Below are 24,351 nucleotides of genomic sequence, written 5' to 3'. Positions count from 1 at the left end.
TTTAACGATCCTTATTGGCCGGATGCCTGGGCGATGGGCGCAGGGCTGTCGTCAACCTGGACTTTCTCGCCAGGGCGGGCGTGTTGCAGGCCTTCGACGACGATACGGTCACCGGCCTTGAGGCCGCTGTTGACCACCCAGCGGTCATTGACCACCGAGCCCAGTTCCACCGGTTGCTGGCTCACGGTTTGCTCGGCGTCCAGCAGCAACACCATCGGAATCCCGGCGCTGTCGCGGGTGATCGCCCGTTGCGGCACGCTGATGCCTTGCTGGTCGACGGCTTGCTCCAGGCGCACGCGGATAAAACTGCCGGGCAGCAGGTCGAGGTCCGGGTTGGGGAATTCGCTGCGCAAGATGATCTGCCCGGTGCCCGGGTCGACGCTGATCTCGGCGAACAGCAACTTGCCCGGCAGCGGGTACAGGCTGCCGTCATCCTGGATCAGCGTGGCCTTGGCCTGGTCCTGGCCGACTTGCTTCAAGTGCCCGGCGCGGAAGGCCCGGCGCAGGTCATTCAGCTCGCGGGTGGATTGGGTCAGGTCGGCGTGGATCGGGTCCAGTTGCTGGATCAGCGCCATCGGCGTGGCTTCGTTCTGGCCCACCAGCGCGCCTTCGGTCACCAGCGCGCGGCCGATGCGTCCGGAAATCGGCGCAGTGACGGTGGCATAGCCCAGGTTCAACTTGGCACGCTGTACGGCGGCCTGGTTGGCGGCGACATCGGCCGCGGTTTGCCGGGCGGCGGCGCGGGCGTTGTCGTATTCCTGACCGCTGATGGCGTTGCCTTCCACCAGTTGGCTGTAGCGCTGCTCTTGCAGGCGGGCCTGGAACGCATTGGCCTCGGCCTTGCGCAGGCTGGCCTGGGCGCTGTCGAGGTCGGCCTTGAACGGCGCCGGGTCAATCCGGAACAGCACATCGCCCTGTTTTACGTCGTGACCTTCCTTGAACACCCGCTGCAACACCACGCCGGCCACCCGGGCGCGCACCTCGGCGATGCGTGGCGCGGCAATGCGCCCGCTCAGCTCGCTGGTGATGGACAGGGGCTTGGCTTCAAGGGTTTCGATCCGCACCTTGGCCATCGGTGCCTCGGCGGCTTCGTCCGCCGACTTGCCACATGCGCTCAGCGCCAGTGTCAGGGCCAACAGGCAAAACGGCGCAAACAGATTCTTCGACATGCTCATATCCCAATATTGACTGGCGCATCCTACGGTCGCCCCCGCCACAGTGCTGTGAAGCTCTGTAGGTGGTGTGTGAAGAAATGTAAGGTGCGGCCCACAGATGCACGCGGGCGTATATCCTTCATAACCGCCGAACCTTACACGATCTTCCTGACACCGAAGATCAAATGTGGGAGCGGGCTTGCTCGCGAAAGCGGTGTTTCAGTTAACGCATACGGCGACTGACACACCGCTTTCGCGAGCAAGCCCGCTCCCACATTGGATTTGCGTACTACTCAGAAATTGTATTATTTGGAAATACCATGCCCAACATTCTTCTGGTGGAAGACGACGCAGCGCTCTCCGAATTAATCGCCAGTTATCTGGAACGCAACGGCTATCACGTCAGCGTGCTCAGCCGTGGCGACCATGTGCGTGAGCGCGCGCGGCTCAATCCGCCGGACCTGGTGATCCTCGACCTGATGCTGCCGGGCCTCGACGGGCTGCAAGTCTGCCGGTTGCTGCGGGCCGACTCGGCCACGCTGCCGATCCTGATGCTCACCGCCCGGGACGACAGCCACGACCAGGTGCTGGGCCTGGAAATGGGCGCCGACGACTACGTCACCAAACCCTGCGAGCCGCGGGTATTGCTCGCCCGTGTACGGACCTTGTTGCGCCGCAGCAGCCTCACCGAACCCCAGGTGGCCAACGACCAGATCCTGATGGGCAACCTGTGCATCGACCTGTCGGAACGCACCGTGACCTGGCGCGACCAGCCGGTTGAGCTGTCCAGCGGTGAATACAACCTGCTGGTGGTGCTGGCCCGGCACGCCGGCGAAGTGCTCAGCCGCGACCAGATCCTGCAACGCCTGCGCGGTATCGAATTCAACGGCACCGACCGCTCGGTGGACGTGGCGATCTCCAAGCTGCGGCGCAAGTTCGACGACCACGCGGGCGAGGCGCGCAAGATCAAGACCGTGTGGGGCAAGGGTTACCTGTTCAGCCGTTCCGAGTGGGAATGCTGAGCCATGTTTCGCGTCCTGATTCGGCTGTACCTGATCACCATCGTTACCTTCGCTGCTGCGATCTACCTGGTGCCCCGAGCGGTGATCCAGCTGTTTGAACACCGATACATGAGCTACAACATCGAGCAGTCCCGGGGGATGCAAAGCCTGATCGTCAAGGAATACCAGCGGGTGCCCATGGAGCAGTGGGCCAATGTCACCGTGCGTCTGTCGGCGGATTTTGCCCCGCTCAAGGTGCAACTGCTGCGCATCCAGGACGCCAGCTACACCCCGGAAGAACAGCGCCTGCTGGAAAAGGACCAGATGGTTGTTCGCCTGGGCGAGTGGGGCTGGGCGGACGACGTCAGCTCGCCGCTGGACGATCAACTGGTGGTCAAGGTCTCGGTCCCGCCGGACCCGCTGGACATGAACCTGTTGTACTGGAGCATGAACGTGCTGATCGGCGCGGCGCTGCTGGCGTGCCTGCTGTTCTGGCTGCGGCCCCACTGGCGCGACCTGGAGCGCCTGAAAAACACCGCCGCGCAATTGGGGCAAGGCAACCTTGCGGCACGCACAAAAATCCCTCCCAGCTCCAACATCGGCAGCCTGGCAGCGGTGTTCGACACCATGGCTAACGACATCGAACAGCTGCTCAATCAACAACGCGATTTGCTCAATGCGGTCTCCCATGAACTGCGTACCCCACTGACGCGCCTGGACTTCGGCCTGGCGCTCGCGCTGTCCGACGACCTCCCTGCGGCCAGCCGCGAGCGGCTGCAAGGGCTGGTGGCGCACATTCGTGAGCTGGACGAACTGGTGCTGGAGCTGCTGTCTTACAGCCGCCTGCAAAACCCGGCACATACACCCGAGCGGGTGGAAGTGGTACTTGACGAGTTCATCGACAGCATCCTGGGCAGCGTCGACGATGAACTGGAAAACCCGGATATCGTGATCGACGTGGTGCTGGATTGCGCGGTGGAACGCTTCACCCTGGACCCGCGCCTGACCGCCCGGGCCCTGCAAAACCTGCTGCGCAACGCCATGCGCTATTGCGAGCGACGGATTCAGGTGGGAGTGAAGGTGTGCCCCAAGGGCTGTGAGATCTGGGTGGACGATGACGGGATTGGTATTCCGGTGGACGAGCGGGAGCGGATCTTCGAGCCGTTCTACCGGCTGGACCGCAGCCGTGACCGCGCCACCGGCGGTTTTGGACTGGGCTTGGCCATCAGCCGCCGGGCGCTGGAGGCCCAAGGCGGAACCCTTACGGCCGAAGCCTCGCCATTGGGCGGCGCCCGGTTCCGGCTCTGGCTACCGAGCTGAAGAACACCACAAAACCATTGTGGGAGCTGGCTTGCCTGCGATAACGGTGGGTCAGCTTGCATCTTTGTTGACTGACACTCCGCCATCGCAGGCAAGCCAGCTCCCACATGTGATCTTCATCGGTCTTCAGTCCCGCTTTTGGCGCATGCACAGCCTTACCCGCCGTCACACACCCTTGTTATAGTTCGGCCCTTATTCCAGCCGCCAGTCAAGGATCACTGCCATGTCCGAATACCAAGCCTTTGTCGTCGAACTCAGCGGCAACGTCGCCCATGTGCAGCTCAACCGCCCGGAAAAGATCAACGCGATGAACGCGGCGTTCTGGACCGAGATCATCGACATCTTCCAATGGGTCGAAGACACCGACGCGGTGCGAGCCGTGGTCATCAGCGGCGCCGGCAAGCATTTCTCCTCCGGCATCGACCTGATGATGCTGGCCTCGGTAGCCAACGAATTCGGCAAGGACGTAGGCCGTAACGCGCGCCTGCTGCGGCGCAAGATCCTCGAACTGCAAGCTTCCTTCAACGCCGTCGACACCTGCCGCAAGCCGGTACTCGCGGCGATCCACGGCTACTGCATCGGCGGCGCCATCGACCTGATCAGCGCCTGTGACATGCGCTACGCCGCCGAAGACGCGCAATTCTCCATCAAGGAAATCGACATCGGCATGGCCGCCGACGTCGGCACCCTGCAACGCCTGCCGCGCATCGTCGGCGACGGCATGCTCCGCGAACTGGCCTACACCGGCCGCCAGTTTGGTGCCGAAGAGGCGCGCAGCATCGGCCTGGTGAATCGCGTGTACAGCGATCACCAGAGCCTGCTGGCCGGCGTGATGGACATCGCCCGGGAAATTGCCGCTAAATCCCCGATCGCGGTCACCGGCACCAAGGCGATGATCAGCTACATGCGTGACCACACGATCAATGACGGCCTGGAATACGTTGCCACCTGGAACTCAGCTATGTTGCAATCCAACGACCTGCGCGTGGCCATCGCGGCCCATATGAGCAAGCAGAAACCCGACTTCGTGGATTGACTGAACATGACCCCAGGCTGGATTACCACAACGCTGCTGGACAACGACGCCCCGGGCGGCTGGGCCGTGGCCCACAGCCGTGAAGGCTTTTTACACGACCAGAACGGCCCGCTGTTTCCCCGGGAATGGCTCAAGCGCCAGGACCTCTCGGTGTTTGCCGAGCATGGCATCGGCCATCTGGACGGCGAGCCGGTGTACCTGCTGGAGCTCAATAGCCCCGCCGATGTACCGGGTTGCGGCTGGCAGGGCCTGCGGGCGTTCATGCTGCAAGGCGACCACACGCTGTACAAAGTCCTCGGCTACGCCGCGCAAATCGGCACCTGGGCCCGTGAACACCGCTTCTGCGGCAGCTGCGGCCAGGCGATGGTGCAGGTGCCACGGGAGCGGGCGATGTTCTGCCAGGCCTGTGACCTGCGCAGCTACCCGCGTATCTCGCCGAGCATGATCGTGCTGGTGACCCGTGGCGACGAGATCCTGCTGGCCCGTTCGCCGCGCTTTGTCACAGGCGTCTACAGCACCCTGGCGGGGTTTGCCGAGCCGGGTGAGTCGGCCGAGGACTGCCTGATTCGCGAAGTGCGTGAAGAAGTGCAGGTGGAGGTCAAGAACATCCAGTACATGGGCAGCCAGTGCTGGCCGTTCCCGCACTCGATGATGCTGGGCTTTCACGCCGAGTACGCCGGCGGCGACATCGTGCCCCAGGCCGACGAAATCGAAGACGCGCAGTGGTTCAACATCCATGAGCTGCCGCCGTTGCCGGCGTCGCGCTCGATTGCGCGCTACCTGATCGACCTCTACCTGGCCCGTCGCTTAGGCCACGCTGAACCAGTGCTGCCAGGCTAGGCGCACCGTCAGCCCGAGCACGACGGTGATGAACACCGGGCGAATGAACTTGGCGCCGCCGCTGATAGCGCTGCGTGCGCCAAAGAACGCGCCGCACATCACCGACACGCCCATGCACAGGCCGACAATCCAGTCTACCGAACCATTGAAAATGAACACTGTCAGCGCCGCCGCGTTGCTGACGAAGTTCATGCTGCGCGCCACGCCACTGGCCTTTACCAGGTCGATGGGGTGCAACAGCATGGTGCTCACGGTCCAGAACGCCCCGGTGCCGGGGCCGGCCACGCCGTCGTAGAAACCCAGGCCGAAGCCTTGGGTGGATTGCCATTTCTTCTTGATCGGCGCGTCGTTATCCAGCGCCGCCTTGGGCGTGCCGCCGAACAGCAAATACAAACCGCAGCCGAACACAATCACCGGGAGCATCTTGTTCAGGGTTTCGGCGGGCAGGTAATGGGCGACGACGGCGCCGGTGAGTGCGCCGATCAGCGTGCCGACGATGGCATGCACCCACTGGCGCGGATGAAACAGCTTGCGCCGGTAGAAGGTAAAGCTGGCGGTGGCTGAGCCGAAGGTGGAGCTGAGTTTGTTGGTGCCCAGCACCAGGTGCGGCGGCATACCGGCAGTCAGCAGGGCAGGCGTGGTGAGCAGGCCGCCACCGCCGGCGATGGCATCGATGAAACCGGCGATAAAGGCAACCACGGCGAGGATTGCCAGGGTGGTGAGGTCAACGCTGAGTTCGAAGGGCATGGGCAAGACTTAGTCGGCAGGGCGCAGCAAGGGCTGCGCGAAAGGCCGGTATCTTACCCATAACCCTGGGGCGAGGCGATCCAAATGTGGGAGCGGGCTTGCTCGCGAATGCGGTGGGTCAGCCACTCTATCCGGTGACTGACACTGCGCATTCGCGAGCAAGCCCGCTCCCACATTTCAAGCGTGCCCGCCTGGCTATTTATGTGTCTGATCGTTCCCACGCTCTGCGTGGGAATGCCGCCTTGGACGCTCCGCGTCCTGGGTGACGCAGAGCGTCACGGGATGCATTCCCACGCGGAGCGTGGGAACGATCCCCTCAGGCGCGACGTTTCTCCAGCCACTCCATGCCGGTGCGCCAGAAGCAAATCCCCAGGAAGTACGCCGACATCAGCAACCACAGGCCCAGCGTCAGGCGATTGGTGTACGGGAAATCGATCACCAGCAGCAGGCTGCACAACAGCCAGATGGTGGTCACTGCGATATTGAGCGGCATGAAGCGCTTGACCCGGAACGGGTGCAGGAACTTCATCGGCGTGACGGTCAACAGCGCCAGCACGATCACCGTCAGCAAGGTGATCCAGGCCGCTGGCTGGATGATGTAGACGCACAGCGCGACCACATTCCAGGCGGCAGGGAAGCCCTGGAAGTAATTGTCCTTGCTCTTCATGTTGACGTTGCAGAAGCAGAACAGCGACGACACGAGAATCACCGACACCGTAAACAACGGGGTGAAGTCCGGCAGGGCGATATAGCGATAGATAAACAGCGCCGGAATAAACACGTACGTCAGGTAATCAATCACCAGGTCCAATACCGAGCCATCGAAGCTTGGCAGTACCGTTTGAACATTCACCCGTCGTGCGAGGGAGCCGTCTACCCCGTCCACGATCAGGGCCAGGCCCAGCCACAAGAGGCAGGCCTTGGGCTGGTTGTCGAGCAATGCCAGGGTGGCCAGGAAAGCCAGTACTACGCCGGTCGCGGTAAAACCGTGGGCGCCCCAGGCCTTGAGACGGGCTACATGCAGGGTCGATATCACAGGGGCGTTCTCCAAAAGGTGAAACAGGGCAGCCGACGGGGTAACACCGTCGAATCTGGCCAGAGTGTGCAGGTATCGACCGGGAAGGGTGGGATAAGGTTCACCACCCGGCGTAATGGTAAGCGTAGCAAGCGTAGGACGTTTCGGCATCAGCCTTGGCGAAACACCAGCGCTTTTAAGCCGCTTTGCGGGTCGATATCGGGAAATTCCGGCGGGTTTTCCAGCCGCTGCTCAAAGCGCAGGCCAGGCGCTTCGCGGGTTACGCCGTCGATCAGGAAGTCTTCACCGAACGCCGGGTCGTTCATGCACGCCAGCACCGTGCCCTGGACCGTGAGCAAATCCGGCAGGCGACGCAGTACGCGTTGGTAGTCCTTGGTCAGCAGGAAACTGCCTTTCTGGAACGAGGGCGGATCGATGATCACCAGGTCGTACGGGCCACTGTTGGTGACCTTGGCCCAGGACTTGAACAGGTCGTGGCCGAGGAAGGTCACCTTGCTCAGGTCATGACCGTTCAGGCGGTGATTGTCGCGACCACGGCTCAGGGCGCCTCGGGCCATGTCCAGGTTCACCACATGCTCGGCGCCGCCTTCGATGGCGGCCACTGAGAAGCCGCAGGTGTAGGCAAACAGGTTCAACACCCGCAGGCCTTGGGCCTGTTCACGCACCCAGTTGCGGCCATAACGCATGTCGAGGAACAGCCCGCTGTTCTGTTTTTTGCCCAGGTCGATGAGGTAGCGCAGGCCGCCTTCGGTGATCGTCAGTTCGTCAACGACCTCGCCCAGCAGCCACTCGGTGGTGCTTTGCGGCAGGTAACGGTGTTGCAGCGCCACGGTGTGAGCGCCGTAGGACGACCAGTCGATCTGCACCAGCATTTGCTTCAACGCTTCAAGCTCCGCGGCGTCAGGCTCCTTGAACAGCGAGACCAGCACCACACCTTGCAGCCAATCCACCGTCAGTTGCTCCAGGCCCGGCCAGCAGCGGCCACGCCCGTGAAACAGGCGCCGGGTCTCGGCGGGGACGGTTTGCAGGGCGGTCAGCAAGTGGGTGTGCAGCGTGGCAAGTGCGTCTGGGTTCATCGGGCAGCGTCGGTCATTGAGCGGGCGGCATTTTAAACACAATTGCGGGGTTTTCGGGGCTTCAAGCACAACGTGCTTTGAATTGGTCGATTGGCAGTGATTTGTGCTCAAAAGGCTGTGAGAGGCTGCGTATAACAGTCAAAAAATCCCCTGGCACCGACATAAACTGGAAAAAAAGCCCGGAGGTGCCCATGAACGGTTTCGCGAACGCAGTGAGTCAGACAGCGATGGACCAGGAAGAACTGGCCGAATGGCGCGATGCCCTGGCCTCCCTGGTGGCCAACGCCGGGCCGGCGCGGGCGCGGGAGATCCTCGACATGCTGGCGGAGGCCGGCGGCGCGCCGCACATCGCCTGGAAACCCCGGCACGGCACGCCCTATATCAACAGCATCGCCGTGGAGCAGCAATCACCGTTCCCCGGCGACCTGGCCACAGAAGAGCGCCTGGCCTCCGTGGTGCGCTGGAACGCCCTGGCCATGGTGGTGCGCGCCAACCAGGCCTATGGCGAACTGGGCGGGCATATCGCCAGCTACGCCAGCGCGGCCGATTTGTTCGAAGTGGGCTTCAACCACTTCTTCCGTGCGCGCAACGACAGTTTCGGCGGCGACCTGGTGTTCTACCAGCCGCACTCCGCCCCGGGCATCTATGCCCGCGCCTTCCTTGAAGGCCGCCTGAGCGAGGCTGACCTGGCCCACTATCGCCAGGAAATCGGCGCCGGCAAGGCAGGCGCCCGTGGTCTGTCCAGCTATCCCCATCCGTGGTTGATGCCGGACTTCTGGCAATTTCCCACCGGGTCCATGGGCATTGGCCCCATCAGCTCGATTTTCCAGGCGCGGTTTATGCGCTACCTGCAGCATCGGGGCTTGCAGGACACCACCGACCGCCACGTATGGGGCGTGTTCGGCGACGGCGAGATGGACGAGCCGGAAAGCATGTCGGCCCTGACCCTGGCTGCCCGTGAAGGCCTGGATAACCTGACCTGGGTGGTCAACTGCAACCTGCAACGGCTCGACGGCCCGGTGCGTGGCAACGGGCGAATTATCGACGAGTTGGAAGCCTTGTTCGCCGGTGCCGGCTGGAACGTGATCAAGCTGGTCTGGGGCTCGGACTGGGATGCCTTGCTGGCCAAGGATGCTGACGGCTCGCTGGTGAGCACCTTGTCGCAGACCGTGGACGGACAGTTCCAGACCTTCGCCGCCAAGGACGGCGCCTACAACCGCGAACATTTCTTCGGCCAAAGCGAGGCGCTGTCCAAACTGGTTGAAGGCCTGAGCGACGAGCAGATCGACCGGCTCAAGCGTGGCGGCCATGACATGGTCAAGATCCACTCCGCCTATCACGCCGCACGCCGGGTCACCTGCAAGCCCACGGTAATCCTGGCCCAGACCAAAAAGGGCTTCGGCATGGGGGAAGCCGGGCAGGGCAAGATGACCACTCACCAGCAGAAGAAGCTCGACCGCGAGGCGTTGATCGCCTTCCGCAATCGCTTCCAGTTGCCGCTGTCGGATGAGCAGACCGAGTCCCTGAGCTTCTACAAACCGGCTGAAGACAGCCTCGAGATGCGCTACCTGCACCAGCGCCGTGCCACCCTCGGTGGGTATGTGCCGAGCCGTGGCCAGCAGGCGCCTGCGGTGAGCGTTCCGCCAGTGTCGGGTTACGCTGCGTTTGCCACCCAGGCGGACGGCAAGGAAATGTCCACCACCATGGCCTTTGTGCGCATGCTCACCAACCTGCTCAAGGACAAGGCCCTCGGCCCGCGTATCGTGCCCATCGTCGCGGACGAAGCGCGTACCTTCGGCATGGCCAACCTGTTCAAGCAGATCGGCATCTATTCCAGTGTCGGCCAGCGCTACGAGCCGGAAGACATCGGCTCGATCCTCAGCTACCGCGAGGCCACCGACGGGCAGATCCTCGAAGAAGGCATCAGCGAAGCCAGCGCCATCAGCTCCTGGGTCGCGGCGGCCACCAGTTATTCGGTGCATGGCCTGCGGATGCTGCCGTTTTACATCTACTACTCGATGTTCGGTTTCCAGCGCGTCGGCGACCTGATCTGGGCCGCGGCCGATCAGCGTGCCCGTGGCTTCCTGCTGGGGGCCACTGCCGGGCGCACCACCCTGGGCGGCGAAGGCTTGCAGCACCAGGACGGCAGCAGCCACCTCACCGCGGCCACCGTGCCCAATTGCCGCGCTTACGACCCGGCGTTCGCTGGCGAATTTGCGGTGATCCTCGACCACGGCATGCGCCAGATGCTGGAGCACGATGTGGACGAGTTCTACTACGTGACCCTGATGAACGAAAACTACCCGCAGCCGAGCCTGCCGGCAGGCGTCGAAGCGGCGATCATCAAAGGCATGTACCGGCTCAGCGGGCAGCCTGATGGCAAGGTTCGCTTGCTCGGCTCGGGCACGCTGGTGCGCGAAGCCCAGGCAGCGGCGCAGTTGCTGGCGGACGATTGGCAGATTGATGCTGAGGTCTTCAGTGTCACCAGCTTCAGCGAACTGGCCCGGGACGCCCGTGAAGTGGAGCGCTGGAACCGCCTGCACCCGCAACAGCCGGCGCGGCGCAGCCACCTGGCGGCCTGTTTGCCCAAGGGCGCACCGGTGGTGGCGGTGTCTGACTATGTAAGGGCGGTGCCGCAGATGATTGGGTCGTACGTGGACTCGGCGTACACCGTGCTGGGGACGGATGGTTTTGGTCGCAGCGATACCCGGGCCGCGTTGCGGGATTTCTTCGAGGTGGACCGCCATCACATGGTGTTGGCTGCGCTGACGGCGTTGGCGGAGCAGGGGAGCCTGGAGCGGGGCGTGTGTCAGCAGGCGATCGAGCGGTACGCATTGCAGACCGATCGCGAAGCCCCCTGGAAACTCTGATCCCCCCCCGTAGCAGCTGTCGAGCCTTAGCGAGGCTGCGTCAGCGGTGTATCAGACACACCGCAAACGCAGCCTCGCCTGAGCTCGACAGCTGCTACGAGCCGAAAGTGGCGATCAACGGCGGCCCAAACGATTCTCGCAGAAACCCCGGCGCGATATACCGTTCGTAATGCGCCTCGGACAACAGAAAAAACTCCCGATCAATCGCATCCCGCAAATCGGTCAAATTCCCCTCGCGAAACTCCGGCAACAGCGCCAACCCATACGCATCCAGCTTCGAAATCACCCGCGCACCCCGGGCAATCAATTGATATGCCCAGCAATACGGCGACTGGTGAGGCACAAAACGGATCTTGCGGTCTTCCAGTTGCTGGCGCAGGCGCTGCGGGTCCAGCACCTGCAGCTTGCTGGTCATCACCTGCACCAGCAGGTGTTCCAGGCGCAGCCACACCGCCTGTTTCTCCTCGGCGTTGTAGCCGTTCCACTGAATCACCTCATGGTGATAACGCTTGCAGCCCCGGCATACCAGGTCTCCGTAAACGGTGGAGCACAGGCCGACGCAGGGTGTCTTGATGGTTTGATTGGGCATAAATAACGACTGCTTTTCTAATCCATGACAAAAGGGGGGATGGTGCTGAACCGTTCGCTCAACCACTGGTGAAACTGGGTGACGGCACGCGAAACCTGCCCTCGGTGGGGGCAGGCGAAGCTCAGGGGGTAAATATCGCCGGGGTGGTCAGCCATCAGCACCATGAGCCGGCCGGCGTGCACATCGGCGCTGATATCCAGCCAGGATTTGTAGGCGATACCTTCACCCGACAGTGCCCAGCGCCGCACCACGTCGGCGTCGTCGCTGAACAGCGGTCCGGCGACTTGCACCGTCTGCGTGCCAAGTTGCCAGCGATCATGCAGGCGACCGTTTTGCAGGTAGGGCAGGCACGTGTGGCGCAGCAGATCGTCAGGCACCAACGGCGTGCCATGGCGCGCCACATAGTCCGGCGACGCAACCAGCACCCGGCGGTTCAATGGCACCAGGGGCAAGGCTATGTAATTGGCGTCCTCGTTAAAGCCGTAGCGGATGGCCACGTCCACCGGGTCGCGAAACAGGTTGCTGACTTGGTCGGAGAGCAAAAAACGCACGCACAACGCAGGGTGCAGGCGCCGAAACTCCGTGAGCCACGGCAGCAGGAGATTGCGCCCCAGGTCCGACGGTGCGGCGATCTGTAGCGTGCCGCGCAGCGGCGCATGCTCACCGCGCAGGTTTTCCCTGCCTTGCTCCAGGTGTTCGAGCACTGACCGAGCGGTGGGCAAGTACTGTTCGCCTTCAGCGCTCAGGCGCAGGCTGCGTGTGGTGCGAGTAAACAGGCGCACCTCCAGCTCCCGCTCCAGGCGCTTGATGGCGGCCGCGACCTGCCCCGGCAGCAAGTCGGCTTCGACCGCCGCAGCGGTAAAGCTGCCCAGGGCGGCGCTACGCAGAAATAGCCCGAGATCATCGATACGGATCATTTTCACTCCAGAAGTGAAAGTGTTGCTGCATTGTGTCGATTTTTCTTTGTAGTGGGAAAGGTAAAGATGCGCGCAACCCCATCACTAATGAGTTGCCATGAAAGCCATCACCTTTACTGAGCACGGTCTGCCCATCGAAGATCCGCGCTCCCTGCAAGACGTGAATATCCCCCAGCCTGTCCCCGGTCGCAGGGATCTGTTGGTGGAAGTCGAGGCGGTTTCGGTCAACCCGGTGGATACCAAAGTCCGCGCCGGCACCTTCGCCCGGGAGCCGAAAGTCCTTGGCTGGGACGCGGCCGGCACAGTGCGTGAGGTCGGCTGCGAGGTGAGCTTGTTCAAGCCCGGCGACAAGGTGTACTACGCCGGGTCGTTGACCCGTGCGGGTAGCTACAGCGAACTGCAGGTGGTTGACGAACGCATCGTTGGGCACAGGCCGCAGTCGTTGAGCGCTGCTCACGCGGCTGCGCTGCCGCTGACCTCGATCACTGCCTGGGAATTGTTGTTTGATCGCTTGGGCGTCAGTGAGCGCGGTGTCGCCGGTGATGCACTGTTGGTGGTCGGCGCTGCGGGCGGGGTGGGTTCGATGTTGGTGCAACTCGCGCGCACATTGACGGATATGACGGTGATCGGCACTGCCTCGCGTCCGGAGAGCGTCGACTGGGTCAAACGTATGGGCGCGCACCATGTGATCGACCACGGCCAGCCGCTGCTGAAGCAATTGCAGGCACTGGGTGTCGGGGAGGTCAGTCATGTGGCGAGCCTCACGCATACCGAGGAATACCTGACGCAATTGATCGAAGTACTGCGCCCGCAGGGTCGCCTGGGGGTGATCGATGATCCGCGCAGCCTTGATGTGATGCCGCTCAAGCTCAAGTCCTTATCCCTGCACTGGGAGCTGATGTTCACTCGCTCGCTGTTCGAAACCCCGGACATGGTCAAGCAACATCATCTGCTCAATCGAATTGCCCAACTGATCGACCAGGGCATCTTGCAAACCACCCTGGGTGCGCATTTCGGCGCTATCAATGCCGCGAATATGCGCAGGGCCCATGCCTTGGTCGAAAGCGGCAAGGCCCGGGGCAAGATCGTCCTCGAGAGTTTCCGATGAAAACACTGACCCTATGGCTGTGCGCGTTATTGATCACCGCATGTTCCAGCCAGCATCCGACACGTTTCCCAACCGGAGCCACCACCATGCAAAAGCCCTTGATCTCCATCGCCGTACTCAAGGCCAAACCCGGCAAGCAACAGGCGCTCAAGGAAGGCTTGTTATCGCTGGTGGAGCCTACGCGGACGGAACCCGGCAACCTTGACTATGTGTTGTTTGAACTGCGGGACGAACCCGGCACGTTCTACATGCGTGAAGCGTTCAAGGACCAGGCGGCACTCGATGCGCATTTTGCGACGCCGTACTTTCAGCGGTTTGCCGCAACGGCGGATGATTTGCTCAGCGAGCCGTTGAAGCTGATATTTCTTGAGCAAGTCTCGAACTGAACATTGCCCATGGGCCGCCGTTCAGCGGTCCATGGGCCATGGATGTCAGTCCCAGCTCAGCGCGCCGCCGGTCTGGTACTCGATCACACGGGTCTCAAAGAAATTCTTCTCTTTCTTCAAGTCCATGATCTCGCTCATCCAAGGGAACGGGTTGGTGGTGCCTGGGTATTCTTCTTTCAAACCGATCTGCGACAGACGACGGTTCGCGATGAACTTGAGGTAGTCCTCCATCATCGCCGCGTTCATGCCCAACACGCCGCGTGGCATGGTGTCACGCGCGTATTCGATCTCCAGCTGAGTCCCTTGCAGGATCATCTGGGTCGCTTCTTCCTTCATCTCGGCATCCCACAAATGCGGGTTTTCGATTTTGATCTGGTTGATCACATCGATGCCGAAGTTCAGGTGCATCGACTCATCCCGCAGGATGTACTGGAACTGCTCGGCCACGCCGGTCATTTTGTTGCGACGGCCCATGGACAGGATCTGGGTGAAGCCGCAGTAGAAGAAGATGCCTTCCAGGACGCAGTAGTACGCGACCAGGTTACGCAGCAGCTCTTTGTCGGTTTCGACGGTGCCGGTTTCGAACTTCGGATCGGAGATCGAACGGGTGTACTTCAAGCCCCAAGCCGCTTTCTTCGCGACCGATGGAATCTCGTGGTACATGTTGAAGATCTCGCCTTCATCCATGGCCAGCGATTCGATGCAGTACTGATAGGCGTGGGTGTGGATCGCTTCTTCGAAGGCCTGGCGCAGGATGTACTGGCGGCACTCCGGGTTGGTGATCAGGCGGTACACGGCCAGTACCAGGTTGTTCGCGACTAACGAATCCGCAGTGGAGAAGAAGCCGAGGTTGCGCATCACGATGCGGCGTTCGTCGTCGGTCAGGCCTTCGGGGTTTTTCCACAGGGCGATGTCGGCGGTCATGTTGACCTCTTGCGGCATCCAGTGGTTGGCGCAGCCGTCGAGGTATTTCTGCCAGGCCCAATCGTACTTGAAAGGCACGAGTTGGTTGAGGTCGGCGCGGCAGTTGATCATGCGCTTTTCGTCTACGGCGACGCGGGCAGCGGAACCTTCCAGCTCGGCTAGGCCTTCGGCGACGTCGAGTTTGTCGAGGGCGGCCTTGGCGCGCACGATGGCAGCGGAGTCGCTGGCGGTCACGTTGCGCGCTTCAAGGGCAGCGGCAGCGCCGGCGCCGTCGAGGCGATCCATGTTGGCTTCGGTGGCGTGGCCGGCGTTGGCGCCTCGGATGACTACGTCGCCAGTGTCTGGTTGATCTGCTTCATCCCAACTCAGCATTGAATTGCTCCTTCCTGGTCCGTTTGACGGCGTGGGCTTCGATTCACCCAGCGTGTTCAAAAATGTGCGTTTTGCAGGCTTCAAGGCATTGAAATACAGCTCACAGTGTGGTCGGTATTCAGCGTTCTTGCACACTATGTAGTGGTTGTCTGTGTTTGTGGGCACACTATATGGGGTGTGATAAGGATGGTCAACGCACAAGATGAAGGGTCTTGAGTGGCTGGCATGACGCGGGTCAGCTATAAAGGCCGGGATCATTGATCCGAATCAGGACCTCAAAGGAATGAACAATCTGCTGATCCGCGCCGCCCGTCTGGAAGACGCCGAGGGCATTTTCCAGGTGCATAAAAACTCCGTCGAAACCCTCTGCAACGCCGACTACGGCCCGGACCAGATCAGCATGTGGCTCGACGGCCGCTCGCCCGAAACCTACCGCGAAGCGATCGTCGCCGGAAACTTCTGGCTGGCTTGCACCGATACGCTTCAGGGCTTCGTGGAAATCGACGGACATGAAGTCAGCAAACTGTTTGTTCGGGGTGACGCCGCCGGGCAGGGGATGGGTGCCCGATTGCTGTTCGAAGCACTGCAACGGATCGAAGCTGCCGGCCATTCCAAGGCGTACCTGGAGGCGACCCTCACCGCCGAGAAATTCTATGCCGCGTTCGGCTTTCGCAAGATTGGCGAGGGTACCTTCAGCCGGGGTAACAGCCCGGTGTCCATCGAGATCATCAAGATGGAGCGATTGTTCCAGGGGGCATGACCAAAACGCACCTCAAGCAACCAAAAGGTCCATGCTTAACCACTCGGTACCTCGCCCGCTCGCGGCCATCGTTGTGAGCGTTAAAAGCAGAGGCAAGATCCAGAGCAAAAACAGATCTGCTTTTCTGTGGGAGCGGGCTTGCTCGCGAAAAGCCTGAGAGCGCCGCGTTCATCCAGAATGCCCGCGTCATCGTTAACGACCTTCGCGAGCAAGCCCGCTCCCACATTTGGACCGTGCCCGCTTTAGCTTTTGATTGTGCTCTTCAACACTCAAGCCGGCCGGTAGGCCGCTGTGCTCTTGCTTTTGATCTTGATCTTGATCTTAGGCGCCTCGTTAACTAAGCCGCCGTTACCTAAATAACGGATATACCCCCATCAACCCAGCCCCAACCGCTCATGCCACTGGGCAATCGATTCCTGCGGATACTCCTCAAACTCCAGATCCCCCAGCCGCACACTCACCTCAACCCAAGGCGCCTTCGACCCCAACATCAAATGCGTATGCTCCGGCGGCACCGGCAACGGCGTATCAATCGCCGAAGCAAACGGATGAATCAACTCCGGCCACTCCGGACTGAACAACCACAACCCCGACCCACACCGCGAACAGAAATGCCGCTCAGCCGTACTCGCATGCGCCCGGCTATCCCCCGGCCCTTTCATCCGCGCGTGATATATCGAAATCAACTTACGCCCCCGCACCTTGAGGCTCTTGGCATCCCCCCCAAGGTTGATCGCATACCCGCCACCCCCTTGGGTCTTGCGGCAAATCGAGCAATAACACCGCTGATAAGGGTAGGGATGAGCACTCTCAAGACTGAACGTAACCGCGCCGCAATGGCAGGAACCGTCGAGTTGCATGGCAAAACTCCTTCTCCCGATGATGTAACAATACTTTGCTAATACTTTAGCCTCAGGCAAGATTCCCCGCTTTGGTTTCAGGGAAGACACCCATGATCGCTTCATTGCAGAGCGCTGCCGCACAAATTCGCCATGCCGTCCGCGCGGCGACTGAAGGGTTGGTGGGGCGTGAACAATTGGCCGAGCTGATTGTGTTGGCCGCCGTCGCCCAGGAACACATCCTCGTCGTCGGTCCTCCCGGCACCGCCAAAAGTGCGGTCGTGCGGCGAGTGGCGCAGTCCATGGGCGGGCGCTATTTCGAGTACCTGCTCGGGCGCTTTACCGAACCCTCGGAACTGTTCGGCGCGGTAGACCTGAAAAAACTCCGGGAAGGCACCGTCGAAACCGACGTCAGCGGCATGCTGCCGGAAGCCGATATCGTGTTTCTCGATGAGGTATTTCTGGGCTCTACGGCGATCCTCAACACCTTGTTGGGCGTACTCAACGAACGCCGCTTCCGCCGTGGCCATACGCAAATTCATTGCCCGTTGCGCGTCTGTGTAGGCGCCGCCAACGGTCTGCCGGACGACGAAGCGCTGGCGGCCTTCGGTGACCGTTTCCTGCTGCACCTGTTTGTCGAGTCGGTGCCAGACAACCAACTGGAAGCCATGCTGGCCGGTGGTTGGCAGTCCGAGCAGCGGCCGGTCCAGCAGTTACTCGGGCTGACTCAACTGGACACCCTCGGCCAGGCGCTGAAAAACGTTGACCTTAGCCTCGTGCGCCCGGCACTCGCCCAGGCGATTCGCCGCCTTCGGGAAGCCGGCATTGCGTTGTCGGACCGGCGCATCGTCAAATCCCAGCGCCTGATCGCGGCGGCGGCCTTGCTCGGTGGCCGGCTTGAGGCCAGCGAAGCGGATGTGTGGCCGTTGCTGTATGTGTTGCCGACCAAAGAAACCCAGCAGCATGGCCGCGAGGTCTTGCGGGACCTGTTCGCCGCTTCCAGCAACAGCCATCTGTTCAGCGCGGTGGAGGAGGCGACCTTGCAGCCGATGTCGCGGCTCAATCGCCTGCTGGAAACGGCTGAAGACTACCTGAACCGCAGCGAACCACCGGCGAGCCCGATGCTGGAAAGCCTGCTGCGAGAGATCGACGCCAACTTCAATAGCCAGACCATGCCTGAGTCGCTGCAGCAGGCGCGGGAGAAACTGACCCATTTGCTGACGCCCGCAGCATGACGGTTGCGGCTCACACCTGGGGCTGGCGCTCACGCCGCTCGCCTGCTGAACCGCGTGCTGCCGTAGCCTGGGGCGAGGCTGCGCGGCGCTTGCATGCGCGGTTGTTGCTGATCCCCGCCGAACAGGCCGCGCGCCTGCAAGCCACCGCCAATGCGCAGGTGTTGGTGGTGTCTGGCGTGGCCGACGATTTGCCGTGGGTCGACGGCGTCGAATATGCCGCTCCCGAGGACGGAGCGCCGGGGTTGTGGTTGCCCACCAGTTGGGAACCGGACGTGCCGGCGGATGTGCTGGGCCAGGCACTCGCCGTGGGTTTCAAACGTGCTCCCTTGTTAGTGTGGCGCAGCCCCCAGGCGGTGATTCCGCTGGACCGCCAATTGCCGCTGACGCCTGAACATTTACAGCGGATTGCCGCTTATTGGGTGGGCCACTGATGCAACTGCCAGACTCGCTGCAACCCTGGAGCCAATGGCTGGAATGGTTTGCCCCGGAGCACTTGCCGCTGTTCGCCGATCTGCTGGGCCGGCTCAATCCACTGCTCGGCCCATTGCGTGGCCGGCAACAAGGCGGTGTGCCGGAACCCGATGGGCTGGGGGATTTGCAACGTCGTGGGCCCTATGAGCGCTTGCTGTCCAGCGAGTGGTTGTTGGCTGAGGAAGTACCCGATGAGTTCCTGCGTCGGGCGGCGGTTGGTGAGCATATGTTCCTGGCGCCGCAGTATCGGGCACGGGAAGCCAATCGGTTGATGGTCGTGCTGTTCGACGCGGGCCCCTTGCAGTTGGGCGCGGCCCGCCTGGTACATCTGGCTTTGCTGATCCTGCTGGCGCGGCGCGCGGCGGAGGCTGGGGCCGAATTGCGCTGGGGTATTCTGCAGCGTGAACCGGCGCTGTATGAGCTGGGCGCTGCGTCGAACCTCAAGCAACTGCTGAACGCCCGGACCTATGAAGTGGTCAGTGAACAGCACGGGCAGGCCTGGCGTGACTGGATGGCCGAACAGCCGCAGACCGTCGGCGAATGCTGGCTTGTCGGCCAGCGCCTGCCTGAGGCTGTACCGGTGTGCTGCACCCACCGGGCCCATGTGCAGCGCAGTCTTGACGGGCAAAGCCTGTTGTTTGAGTTACGGGCCGGGGGAACACGGCAGGTGAAATTACCGACGCCGGATGAGCGCCAAGCCTTGCAACTGCTCAAGGGCCGCTTCGAGGGTGAAGCGACAGAGGCGCCGGTGCTCAACGCGCAGGTGCCTCGGGTGGCCCTGACGTTGCCGCCGGTGATTTCCGGTGCCGGCAACTATGTGGCCTTGCGTCTGTTGGATCAGCCCGGGATGGCAGTGATCAAGCTGCCGTCGCCGAATCAGAAAAAGCCCTTGAGTGTACGCACTCAACTCTGGTCCTCTTATCAGCATGCGCTGGCGGTGACCTTCCTGAGTCGCGAACTCGGCGCGGTGTTGAGCAGCGAGGAGGCCTTGGCTTTCTGGAATATTCCCGGCCTGGCCCCGGTAAAAAAACCAAGTCGTGAGCAACTGCTGCTGCCGCCGGGTACCGCGACGTTTCTGCCAGTCGCCTGGCTGCGCAATCCTAACGCCGAGCGTGTTTACCTGCTCGATAGCCAGGGCCGGCTGGCTTACTGGGAATCGGACCGGGCGAAGGCGGTGGACCGTTCAAAGCCGCGCCAGACCCATGAGCTCGCCACCGGCGTGTTGGGCCTGGCCAAGGTCGATCAATTTACCCTGGCCTATGTCCGTAAAGCCGGCGGGCGATTGTTTGCCCAGTCGGCGGCGGCAGATGAGGCCAGGATTGAGAGTTACGCGTTGAGTGTGGCGGAAGGCGTGAGCCAGGTGCTGTTCGCCGGCAACTCGTTGTGGCGGCATCATTTCGGCGGCTGCGCGCTGCTCACGTCCAAGGGCGGGAATGAAAGCTGGCAGGTGATCACGCCGAAAACTGTGCCGGTCATCAAGGAATACATCGACCTGGCCTCTGGCTGGAAAGCCATCGGCTTGCTGCTGGACGTGGGCAAGGATCAACCGTCACTGCTGCTGGTCAACGCCGGCCAGCGCGCGATCGGCCTTTACAGCAACGGGCAGCAGAAACTGCTTTTCACCACCTCGGATGTTATTTCCCGGTACAGCTTTTGCCCCATGAGTGGTCTGCTTGCGGTCCTCACCAGCTCCCGCGAACTGCTGGTGTATCACGTGGCGTCGGGTGACTTGCGCCTGCAGGTCACATGCGACAAAGAGCCCGAACACACCAAGGAAGGCGGCCATGCTTGAGCGCAATGAGGCGTTGATTCGCCGCCCGGTACTGGCCGGCCACCAACAGATTGAAGGGCTGTGGTTCTCCAGTGAACGCTTCGATGAGTCAGCGCGCGAACGCTTGATTCTCGAACACTGGCAGGTAGGTGCCGGTGCCTACCGGTTTGCCGAGGGTGACTTGTTGCGCTTTTGCACTGCATTGTCAGTGCAATGCGAAACCCTCGCGGGTTGGCCGCTGATTCGCCAGGGTGCTGGTTTGTGTTCGGCGCTGCTGGCCCCGGAAGAATTGCACACCCTGCCGGCGGCGGATGTGTGGCTGGTGCGTGGCAGTCAGGTGCAGGCCTTGCTGTTGCGCGATGCCGAGGGGCTGTCGCCGGGGCAGTGGCTCGATATCAGCGGTTATACGCTGCTCGACACCTACGACTGCAATGCAACCTTGGCCGAGCCGGTGTTCGAGGCGCGGGTCACCGACGTGCGGACCATCATCGGCGGGCCGTTGGGTTCGGTCAGCCCGGAGCGGGAAGGGGTCATGCAGGCCTTGATCGACCGTCAGCGCGCCGCTCCCAAACAACCTGCCGCCAGCGCTTCTGCTCCCGGCAAAAATCCCTGGAAACCCGCGGAGCCTGTCTCGTTTCCCGCCTTGAAACTCGGCGCCACCTTCGCGTTGGTGGGGGCACTGATCTGGATGGCCAGTTATGGCAAGCAACAGGCTTTCTCTCCTTTGCCGCCCCCCGTTCGTGAGGACTTCAGCGGGGTGATCCTGGGCACGCTGGTGGGCGCGATTGTGTTTACCGCGCTGCTGATGGGCTTGAACAAGTTTTTGCGTCGTGGCTCGCCTGGCGTGGCGGCGCCGCCCCCAGCAAAAGCGGCCCAAGGTATCGCACCGCGTGCCACGCCGGTGGGGCACAAACCTGCCGCCTGGCGCCGCTGGTTGACCCGCCTGACCCAGCATTCAAAGCTTTCGGCGTTGTATGGCAAGCGTCAGGCCGCCTATATGCAACGCATGCTGGAGATGTTCGAAGACGGCGACTTTGCCGAGGCCCTGCGCCACGCCATCCCGCTGGGTGGCGAGCAGGGCAGTAGCGAGCAGATGTTCGGCACCCCCGAGCGCCGGCAGGACCTGCGCCTGAGCGAGCAAAGCGGGCCCCGGCGCGCGATGCTGTTCGAGGAGGGCCTGGAGGCCCACTTGCGGCAGATCTACCGCCAGACTTTCACACGACTGGACCGTGAAGGGCGCATCGAGGAAGCGGTGTTTGTGCTGGCGGAATTGCTGAAAGTGCGCCAGGAAGCGCTTGATTACCTGGAAAAACACGGTCGCTATCAGCAGGCCGCCGACCTTGCCCTTGCCTGGGACATGCCCGCTGCCGTGATCGTGCGCTTGCTGTGCCTGGCCGAGCAGTGGGAGCAGGCATTGTCGGTAGCGCGCCGGGATAACGCATTCGGTGAAGCGGTGTTGGCACTCCAGGCCAAGTCGCCTGAAAGCGCCAACCGCTTGCGTCTTGAATGGGCGCAATCGCTGACCGAAAAAGGCCTGTGGCTGCAAGCCGTGGACGTGATCTGGAGTTTGCCTGCCGAGCGTGGGCGAGCGGCGCAATGGCTGCTGAATGCCGAAGCAGCAGGTGGGCGGCTGGCGATTGATGCACTGGTCAAGCGCGCCATCCTGCTGCCTGAGACGCTGCATGCCTACGGGGCCTGGGTCGAGCAATTGCGCAATGACCCGCAGCGCGGCCGTGAACGTGCGGCCCTTGCCCAAGCGCTGTTGGCCCATAAGGCCGAGGCGGGTGCGCTGGCCTGGCTCACAGGGGCGACGGTGCATGCGATCGTGGCAGACCAGCTCAGTGGCGAGGGTGGCTTGACCCACCAGCAGTTGCAGGCGCTGGTGAAAATGAGCAAGGACAAACTGCTCTTGACGGACCTGCCCGGCCAGGCATTGAAGCGTTCTGCCGTCGTTCCCCTGAGCCAGGCGGGCAAGACCCAGGAGTGGTGGGTGCCAGCCCGAGGCAATCGAGGGATCCACGACGCGGTTGCGCTTGAAGATCACCGCTATCTGTTGGCCCTCGGGGAAGCCGGGGCGGTGGTAATTGATGAGTTTGGCAACACGCTGTTCCACTTCGCCGTGCCGGCGCAGGAGATTGTCCTGGCCCACGGCCGGCAGGTGGCGCTGGTGCTGATTCGGCGTAATGACGCCTGGCGGATCAGCAAGTTGGACCTGGTCAATCGTACCGCCACGGACCTTGGGGTGCTGGTGGTGGACGTGTTTGCCAAAGTCTTCGATGGCACCGCCTGGAGTATCGGCCGTGAGAAACAGATGCGGGTGGTGGATGTTGATCGAGGGTTTGCCACCCTATGGCACGTGAGTGATCTGCCTGGCCGGGTCTACCGACTGCAGAGCGATGAGTGCAACGAATACTTATGGCTTTTTTCGGTGCCGGGGGTGGGCATCGAGCGCTGGCATTACCGGTTGCCGGAGCGGCGCCTGATGGGGCGCGAGGTGGTGCCGGCAATCAATCCGGACCACAACCAGTTGCTTTGCGCGGTCAGCATGATCACCGAGTGCTGGATCAAGGACCTGTACGCCGAGGAACTGATTCTGGTGGTCAACGTTGCCGGTAATCACCGGGGCTATCGTTTGCCGGGCGCCTCGGCCGAACTGATCGAGGAATACCCGGTAAGCGCCCATCTGGAGCCCGAGTGGCTGCTGTTCCGTTATGCCCTCGCTGAGAACCAGAGCCGTTGGCATATGATTCACCGCGCCAGCGACCGTCTTTGCGCCACTTGGACGTGGCCGCTCGATGACGCCAATGTGCGTCAACAGGGCGATGACTGGCTGCTGTTCGATGAACAAGGCCGCCTGTCCCATATCAACGTTGCCAATGGCAGCCAGCGCAACATCACCCTTAACTGACCGTCTCCGGCATCAACGTGGCTATCAACGCGCGAATGGTGCCGGGCAACGCCTCCAGCTCCCGCACCAGAATACTGCGCTCGCGTACCGCCCAAACCTCATCCAGTTTCACCGTCACCAACTGCATGGTCCGGCTGTGCCGCACTGCGGCCGATTCAGGAATGATGCCGATCCCGACGCCAGCCTCGACCATCCGGCAGATCGCCTCGAAACTCGACATCTGGATCCGCAACGACAGATGCTTGCCCAACCGCTCCACATGCTCACGCAGGAAACTCAGCAACGTGCTGCCGTCATGCAAGCCGATATGTTGGTAGGCCAGGGTTTGCTCCAGTGTCACCGAAGGCTGGCCCGCCAGCGGATGCCCCACGGGTACCGTCAACACCAGGTGGTCGGTGCTGAAATGCAGCACCTGCAACCCCGATGCTTCCACGGGCCCGGCGATGATGCCCATGTCGCTGGTGCCGTCGAGCACGCCTCGCACGATGTCTCGTGACAGCCGCTCCTGAAGGTCCACGGTGACGCCAGGACGCGCGGAAAGAAAGCCTGCCAGCACTTCCGGGAGAAACTCGGTCACGGCGGTGGTGTTGGCAAAAATGCGGATATGCCCGGCCGAGTCGATGCCGTATTGGGTGAACTCACTCTTCAGGTAATCCACCTGACGCATGATCAACCGCGCATGGTGCAACAGGCGTTCGCCCGCCGGGGTGATCTCCACACCACGGCTGTCGCGGTACAGCAGGCGTGTGTCGAGCTGGCCTTCCAGGGCCTTGATCCGCGCACTGGCGGCGGCCGGCGAGAGGAACGCGCGCTTGGCGCCCTGGGTCAGGCTGGGGGATTCGGCGATATGGATAAACAGGCGTAAGTCAGCCAGATCGAAGTGCATGCAAGGCTCCGGGGCAGCGACGAAGGACCCATGTGGGAGCTGGCTTGCCTGCGATAGCGGTGGGCCAACCAAAGCAGTGTTGACTGACAGGGCGCTATCGCAGGC

Annotated in this window: 21 protein-coding genes; 12 read left to right on the top strand and 9 right to left on the bottom strand. The window is 62.2% G+C overall.

Annotated elements, in window-relative coordinates; all coding sequences use genetic code 11:
- Positions 1–11 precede the first annotated feature (11 nt).
- Positions 12–1,169, bottom strand: a complete 1,158-nt coding sequence (locus ACUN0G_RS30850) for an efflux RND transporter periplasmic adaptor subunit (protein WP_445575236.1) — start codon at positions 1,167–1,169, stop codon at positions 12–14.
- A 305-nt stretch (positions 1,170–1,474) separates the two neighbouring features.
- Here ACUN0G_RS30850 and ACUN0G_RS30845 point away from each other — a divergent pair, with 305 nt between their 5' ends.
- From ACUN0G_RS30845 to nudC, 4 genes are all read left to right on the top strand, one after another.
- Positions 1,475–2,176 (top strand): response regulator transcription factor, encoded by a 702-nt coding sequence (locus ACUN0G_RS30845; protein WP_003214048.1) that lies wholly within the window; start codon positions 1,475–1,477, stop codon positions 2,174–2,176.
- A gap of 3 nt (positions 2,177–2,179) precedes the next feature.
- Positions 2,180–3,475, top strand: a complete 1,296-nt coding sequence (locus ACUN0G_RS30840) for an ATP-binding protein (protein WP_445575235.1) — start codon at positions 2,180–2,182, stop codon at positions 3,473–3,475.
- Between the two features lie 223 nt (positions 3,476–3,698).
- Positions 3,699–4,511 carry a crotonase/enoyl-CoA hydratase family protein gene (locus tag ACUN0G_RS30835; RefSeq protein WP_093209382.1) on the top strand — a complete coding sequence of 271 codons (813 nt, stop codon included), beginning with the start codon at positions 3,699–3,701 and terminating at the stop codon, positions 4,509–4,511.
- Between the two features lie 6 nt (positions 4,512–4,517).
- Complete coding sequence (gene nudC / locus ACUN0G_RS30830; protein WP_445575234.1) at positions 4,518–5,351, top strand: NAD(+) diphosphatase; 834 nt, start codon at positions 4,518–4,520, stop codon at positions 5,349–5,351.
- Here the strand turns inward: nudC and ACUN0G_RS30825 are convergent.
- The 3 genes from ACUN0G_RS30825 to ACUN0G_RS30815 form a co-directional block, all read right to left on the bottom strand.
- Entirely contained in the window at positions 5,319–6,098 is a 780-nt protein-coding gene (locus ACUN0G_RS30825) for a TSUP family transporter (RefSeq protein WP_169388171.1), read from the bottom strand. The genes nudC and ACUN0G_RS30825 overlap by 33 nt on opposite strands.
- Positions 6,099–6,414: 316 nt before the next feature.
- On the bottom strand, positions 6,415–7,134 hold the full coding sequence (gene pcsA / locus ACUN0G_RS30820; protein ID WP_445575233.1) for a phosphatidylcholine synthase: 720 nt from the start codon (positions 7,132–7,134) through the stop codon (positions 6,415–6,417).
- A 149-nt stretch (positions 7,135–7,283) separates the two neighbouring features.
- Positions 7,284–8,210: a class I SAM-dependent methyltransferase gene (locus tag ACUN0G_RS30815; protein ID WP_445575232.1), complete on the bottom strand. Its 927-nt coding sequence runs from the start codon at positions 8,208–8,210 to the stop codon at positions 7,284–7,286.
- A gap of 191 nt (positions 8,211–8,401) precedes the next feature.
- On the opposite strand from ACUN0G_RS30815, the gene mdeB reads away from it, so the two are divergent.
- Positions 8,402–11,080, top strand: coding sequence for an alpha-ketoglutarate dehydrogenase (mdeB, locus tag ACUN0G_RS30810; protein ID WP_445575231.1), 2,679 nt, complete (start codon positions 8,402–8,404; stop codon positions 11,078–11,080).
- A gap of 94 nt (positions 11,081–11,174) precedes the next feature.
- Here the strand turns inward: mdeB and ACUN0G_RS30805 are convergent, their stop codons facing one another.
- Both ACUN0G_RS30805 and ACUN0G_RS30800 read right to left on the bottom strand, forming a co-directional pair.
- Complete coding sequence (locus ACUN0G_RS30805; RefSeq protein WP_258345337.1) at positions 11,175–11,669, bottom strand: DUF1289 domain-containing protein; 495 nt, start codon at positions 11,667–11,669, stop codon at positions 11,175–11,177.
- A 17-nt stretch (positions 11,670–11,686) separates the two neighbouring features.
- A complete protein-coding gene (locus ACUN0G_RS30800) occupies positions 11,687–12,586 on the bottom strand; it encodes a LysR substrate-binding domain-containing protein (RefSeq protein ID WP_445575230.1) in 900 nt (299 codons plus the stop codon).
- 97 nt (positions 12,587–12,683) lie between these two features.
- Here ACUN0G_RS30800 and ACUN0G_RS30795 point away from each other — a divergent pair, with 97 nt between their 5' ends.
- Together ACUN0G_RS30795 and ACUN0G_RS30790 are read left to right on the top strand one after the other, a co-directional pair.
- The gene (locus tag ACUN0G_RS30795) at positions 12,684–13,694 is read left to right on the top strand and encodes a zinc-binding alcohol dehydrogenase family protein (protein WP_445575229.1); all 1,011 of its coding nucleotides are present in this window, start codon (positions 12,684–12,686) and stop codon (positions 13,692–13,694) included.
- 86 nt (positions 13,695–13,780) lie between these two features.
- Entirely contained in the window at positions 13,781–14,080 is a 300-nt protein-coding gene (locus ACUN0G_RS30790) for a putative quinol monooxygenase (protein ID WP_258345344.1), read from the top strand.
- A 45-nt stretch (positions 14,081–14,125) separates the two neighbouring features.
- Here ACUN0G_RS30790 and ACUN0G_RS30785 read toward each other — a convergent pair whose 3' ends face one another.
- Complete coding sequence (locus ACUN0G_RS30785) at positions 14,126–15,376, bottom strand: ribonucleotide-diphosphate reductase subunit beta (RefSeq protein ID WP_445575228.1); 1,251 nt, start codon at positions 15,374–15,376, stop codon at positions 14,126–14,128.
- A gap of 283 nt (positions 15,377–15,659) precedes the next feature.
- On the opposite strand from ACUN0G_RS30785, the gene ACUN0G_RS30780 reads away from it, so the two are divergent.
- Entirely contained in the window at positions 15,660–16,136 is a 477-nt protein-coding gene (locus tag ACUN0G_RS30780; protein ID WP_445575227.1) for a GNAT family N-acetyltransferase, read from the top strand.
- A 374-nt stretch (positions 16,137–16,510) separates the two neighbouring features.
- On the opposite strand, the gene ACUN0G_RS30775 is transcribed toward ACUN0G_RS30780, so the two are convergent.
- A complete protein-coding gene (locus ACUN0G_RS30775; RefSeq protein ID WP_445575226.1) occupies positions 16,511–16,996 on the bottom strand; it encodes a GFA family protein in 486 nt (161 codons plus the stop codon).
- 92 nt (positions 16,997–17,088) lie between these two features.
- Between ACUN0G_RS30775 and ACUN0G_RS30770 the strand changes: the two genes are divergently transcribed.
- The 4 genes from ACUN0G_RS30770 to ACUN0G_RS30755 are packed head-to-tail and all read left to right on the top strand — an operon-like array spanning position 17,089 to position 23,360.
- Entirely contained in the window at positions 17,089–18,210 is a 1,122-nt protein-coding gene (locus ACUN0G_RS30770) for an AAA family ATPase (RefSeq protein WP_445575225.1), read from the top strand.
- Entirely contained in the window at positions 18,207–18,641 is a 435-nt protein-coding gene (locus ACUN0G_RS30765) for a bpX5 domain-containing protein (protein WP_445575224.1), read from the top strand. The genes ACUN0G_RS30770 and ACUN0G_RS30765 overlap by 4 nt, the downstream gene beginning before the upstream one ends.
- Positions 18,641–20,473, top strand: a complete 1,833-nt coding sequence (locus ACUN0G_RS30760) for a hypothetical protein (RefSeq protein ID WP_445575223.1) — start codon at positions 18,641–18,643, stop codon at positions 20,471–20,473. The genes ACUN0G_RS30765 and ACUN0G_RS30760 overlap by 1 nt, the downstream gene beginning before the upstream one ends.
- The gene (locus ACUN0G_RS30755) at positions 20,466–23,360 is read left to right on the top strand and encodes a bpX6 domain-containing protein (RefSeq protein ID WP_445575222.1); all 2,895 of its coding nucleotides are present in this window, start codon (positions 20,466–20,468) and stop codon (positions 23,358–23,360) included. The genes ACUN0G_RS30760 and ACUN0G_RS30755 overlap by 8 nt, the downstream gene beginning before the upstream one ends.
- Here ACUN0G_RS30755 and ACUN0G_RS30750 read toward each other — a convergent pair.
- The gene (locus ACUN0G_RS30750) at positions 23,353–24,246 is read right to left on the bottom strand and encodes a LysR family transcriptional regulator (RefSeq protein ID WP_445575221.1); all 894 of its coding nucleotides are present in this window, start codon (positions 24,244–24,246) and stop codon (positions 23,353–23,355) included. The genes ACUN0G_RS30755 and ACUN0G_RS30750 overlap by 8 nt on opposite strands.
- Positions 24,247–24,351 lie beyond the last annotated feature (105 nt).

The sequence above is a fragment of the Pseudomonas sp. 32A genome (assembly GCF_052682255.1).
Note: the sequence above shows the minus strand (reverse complement) of the source record. Positions and strands in the feature narration are given on the sequence as shown.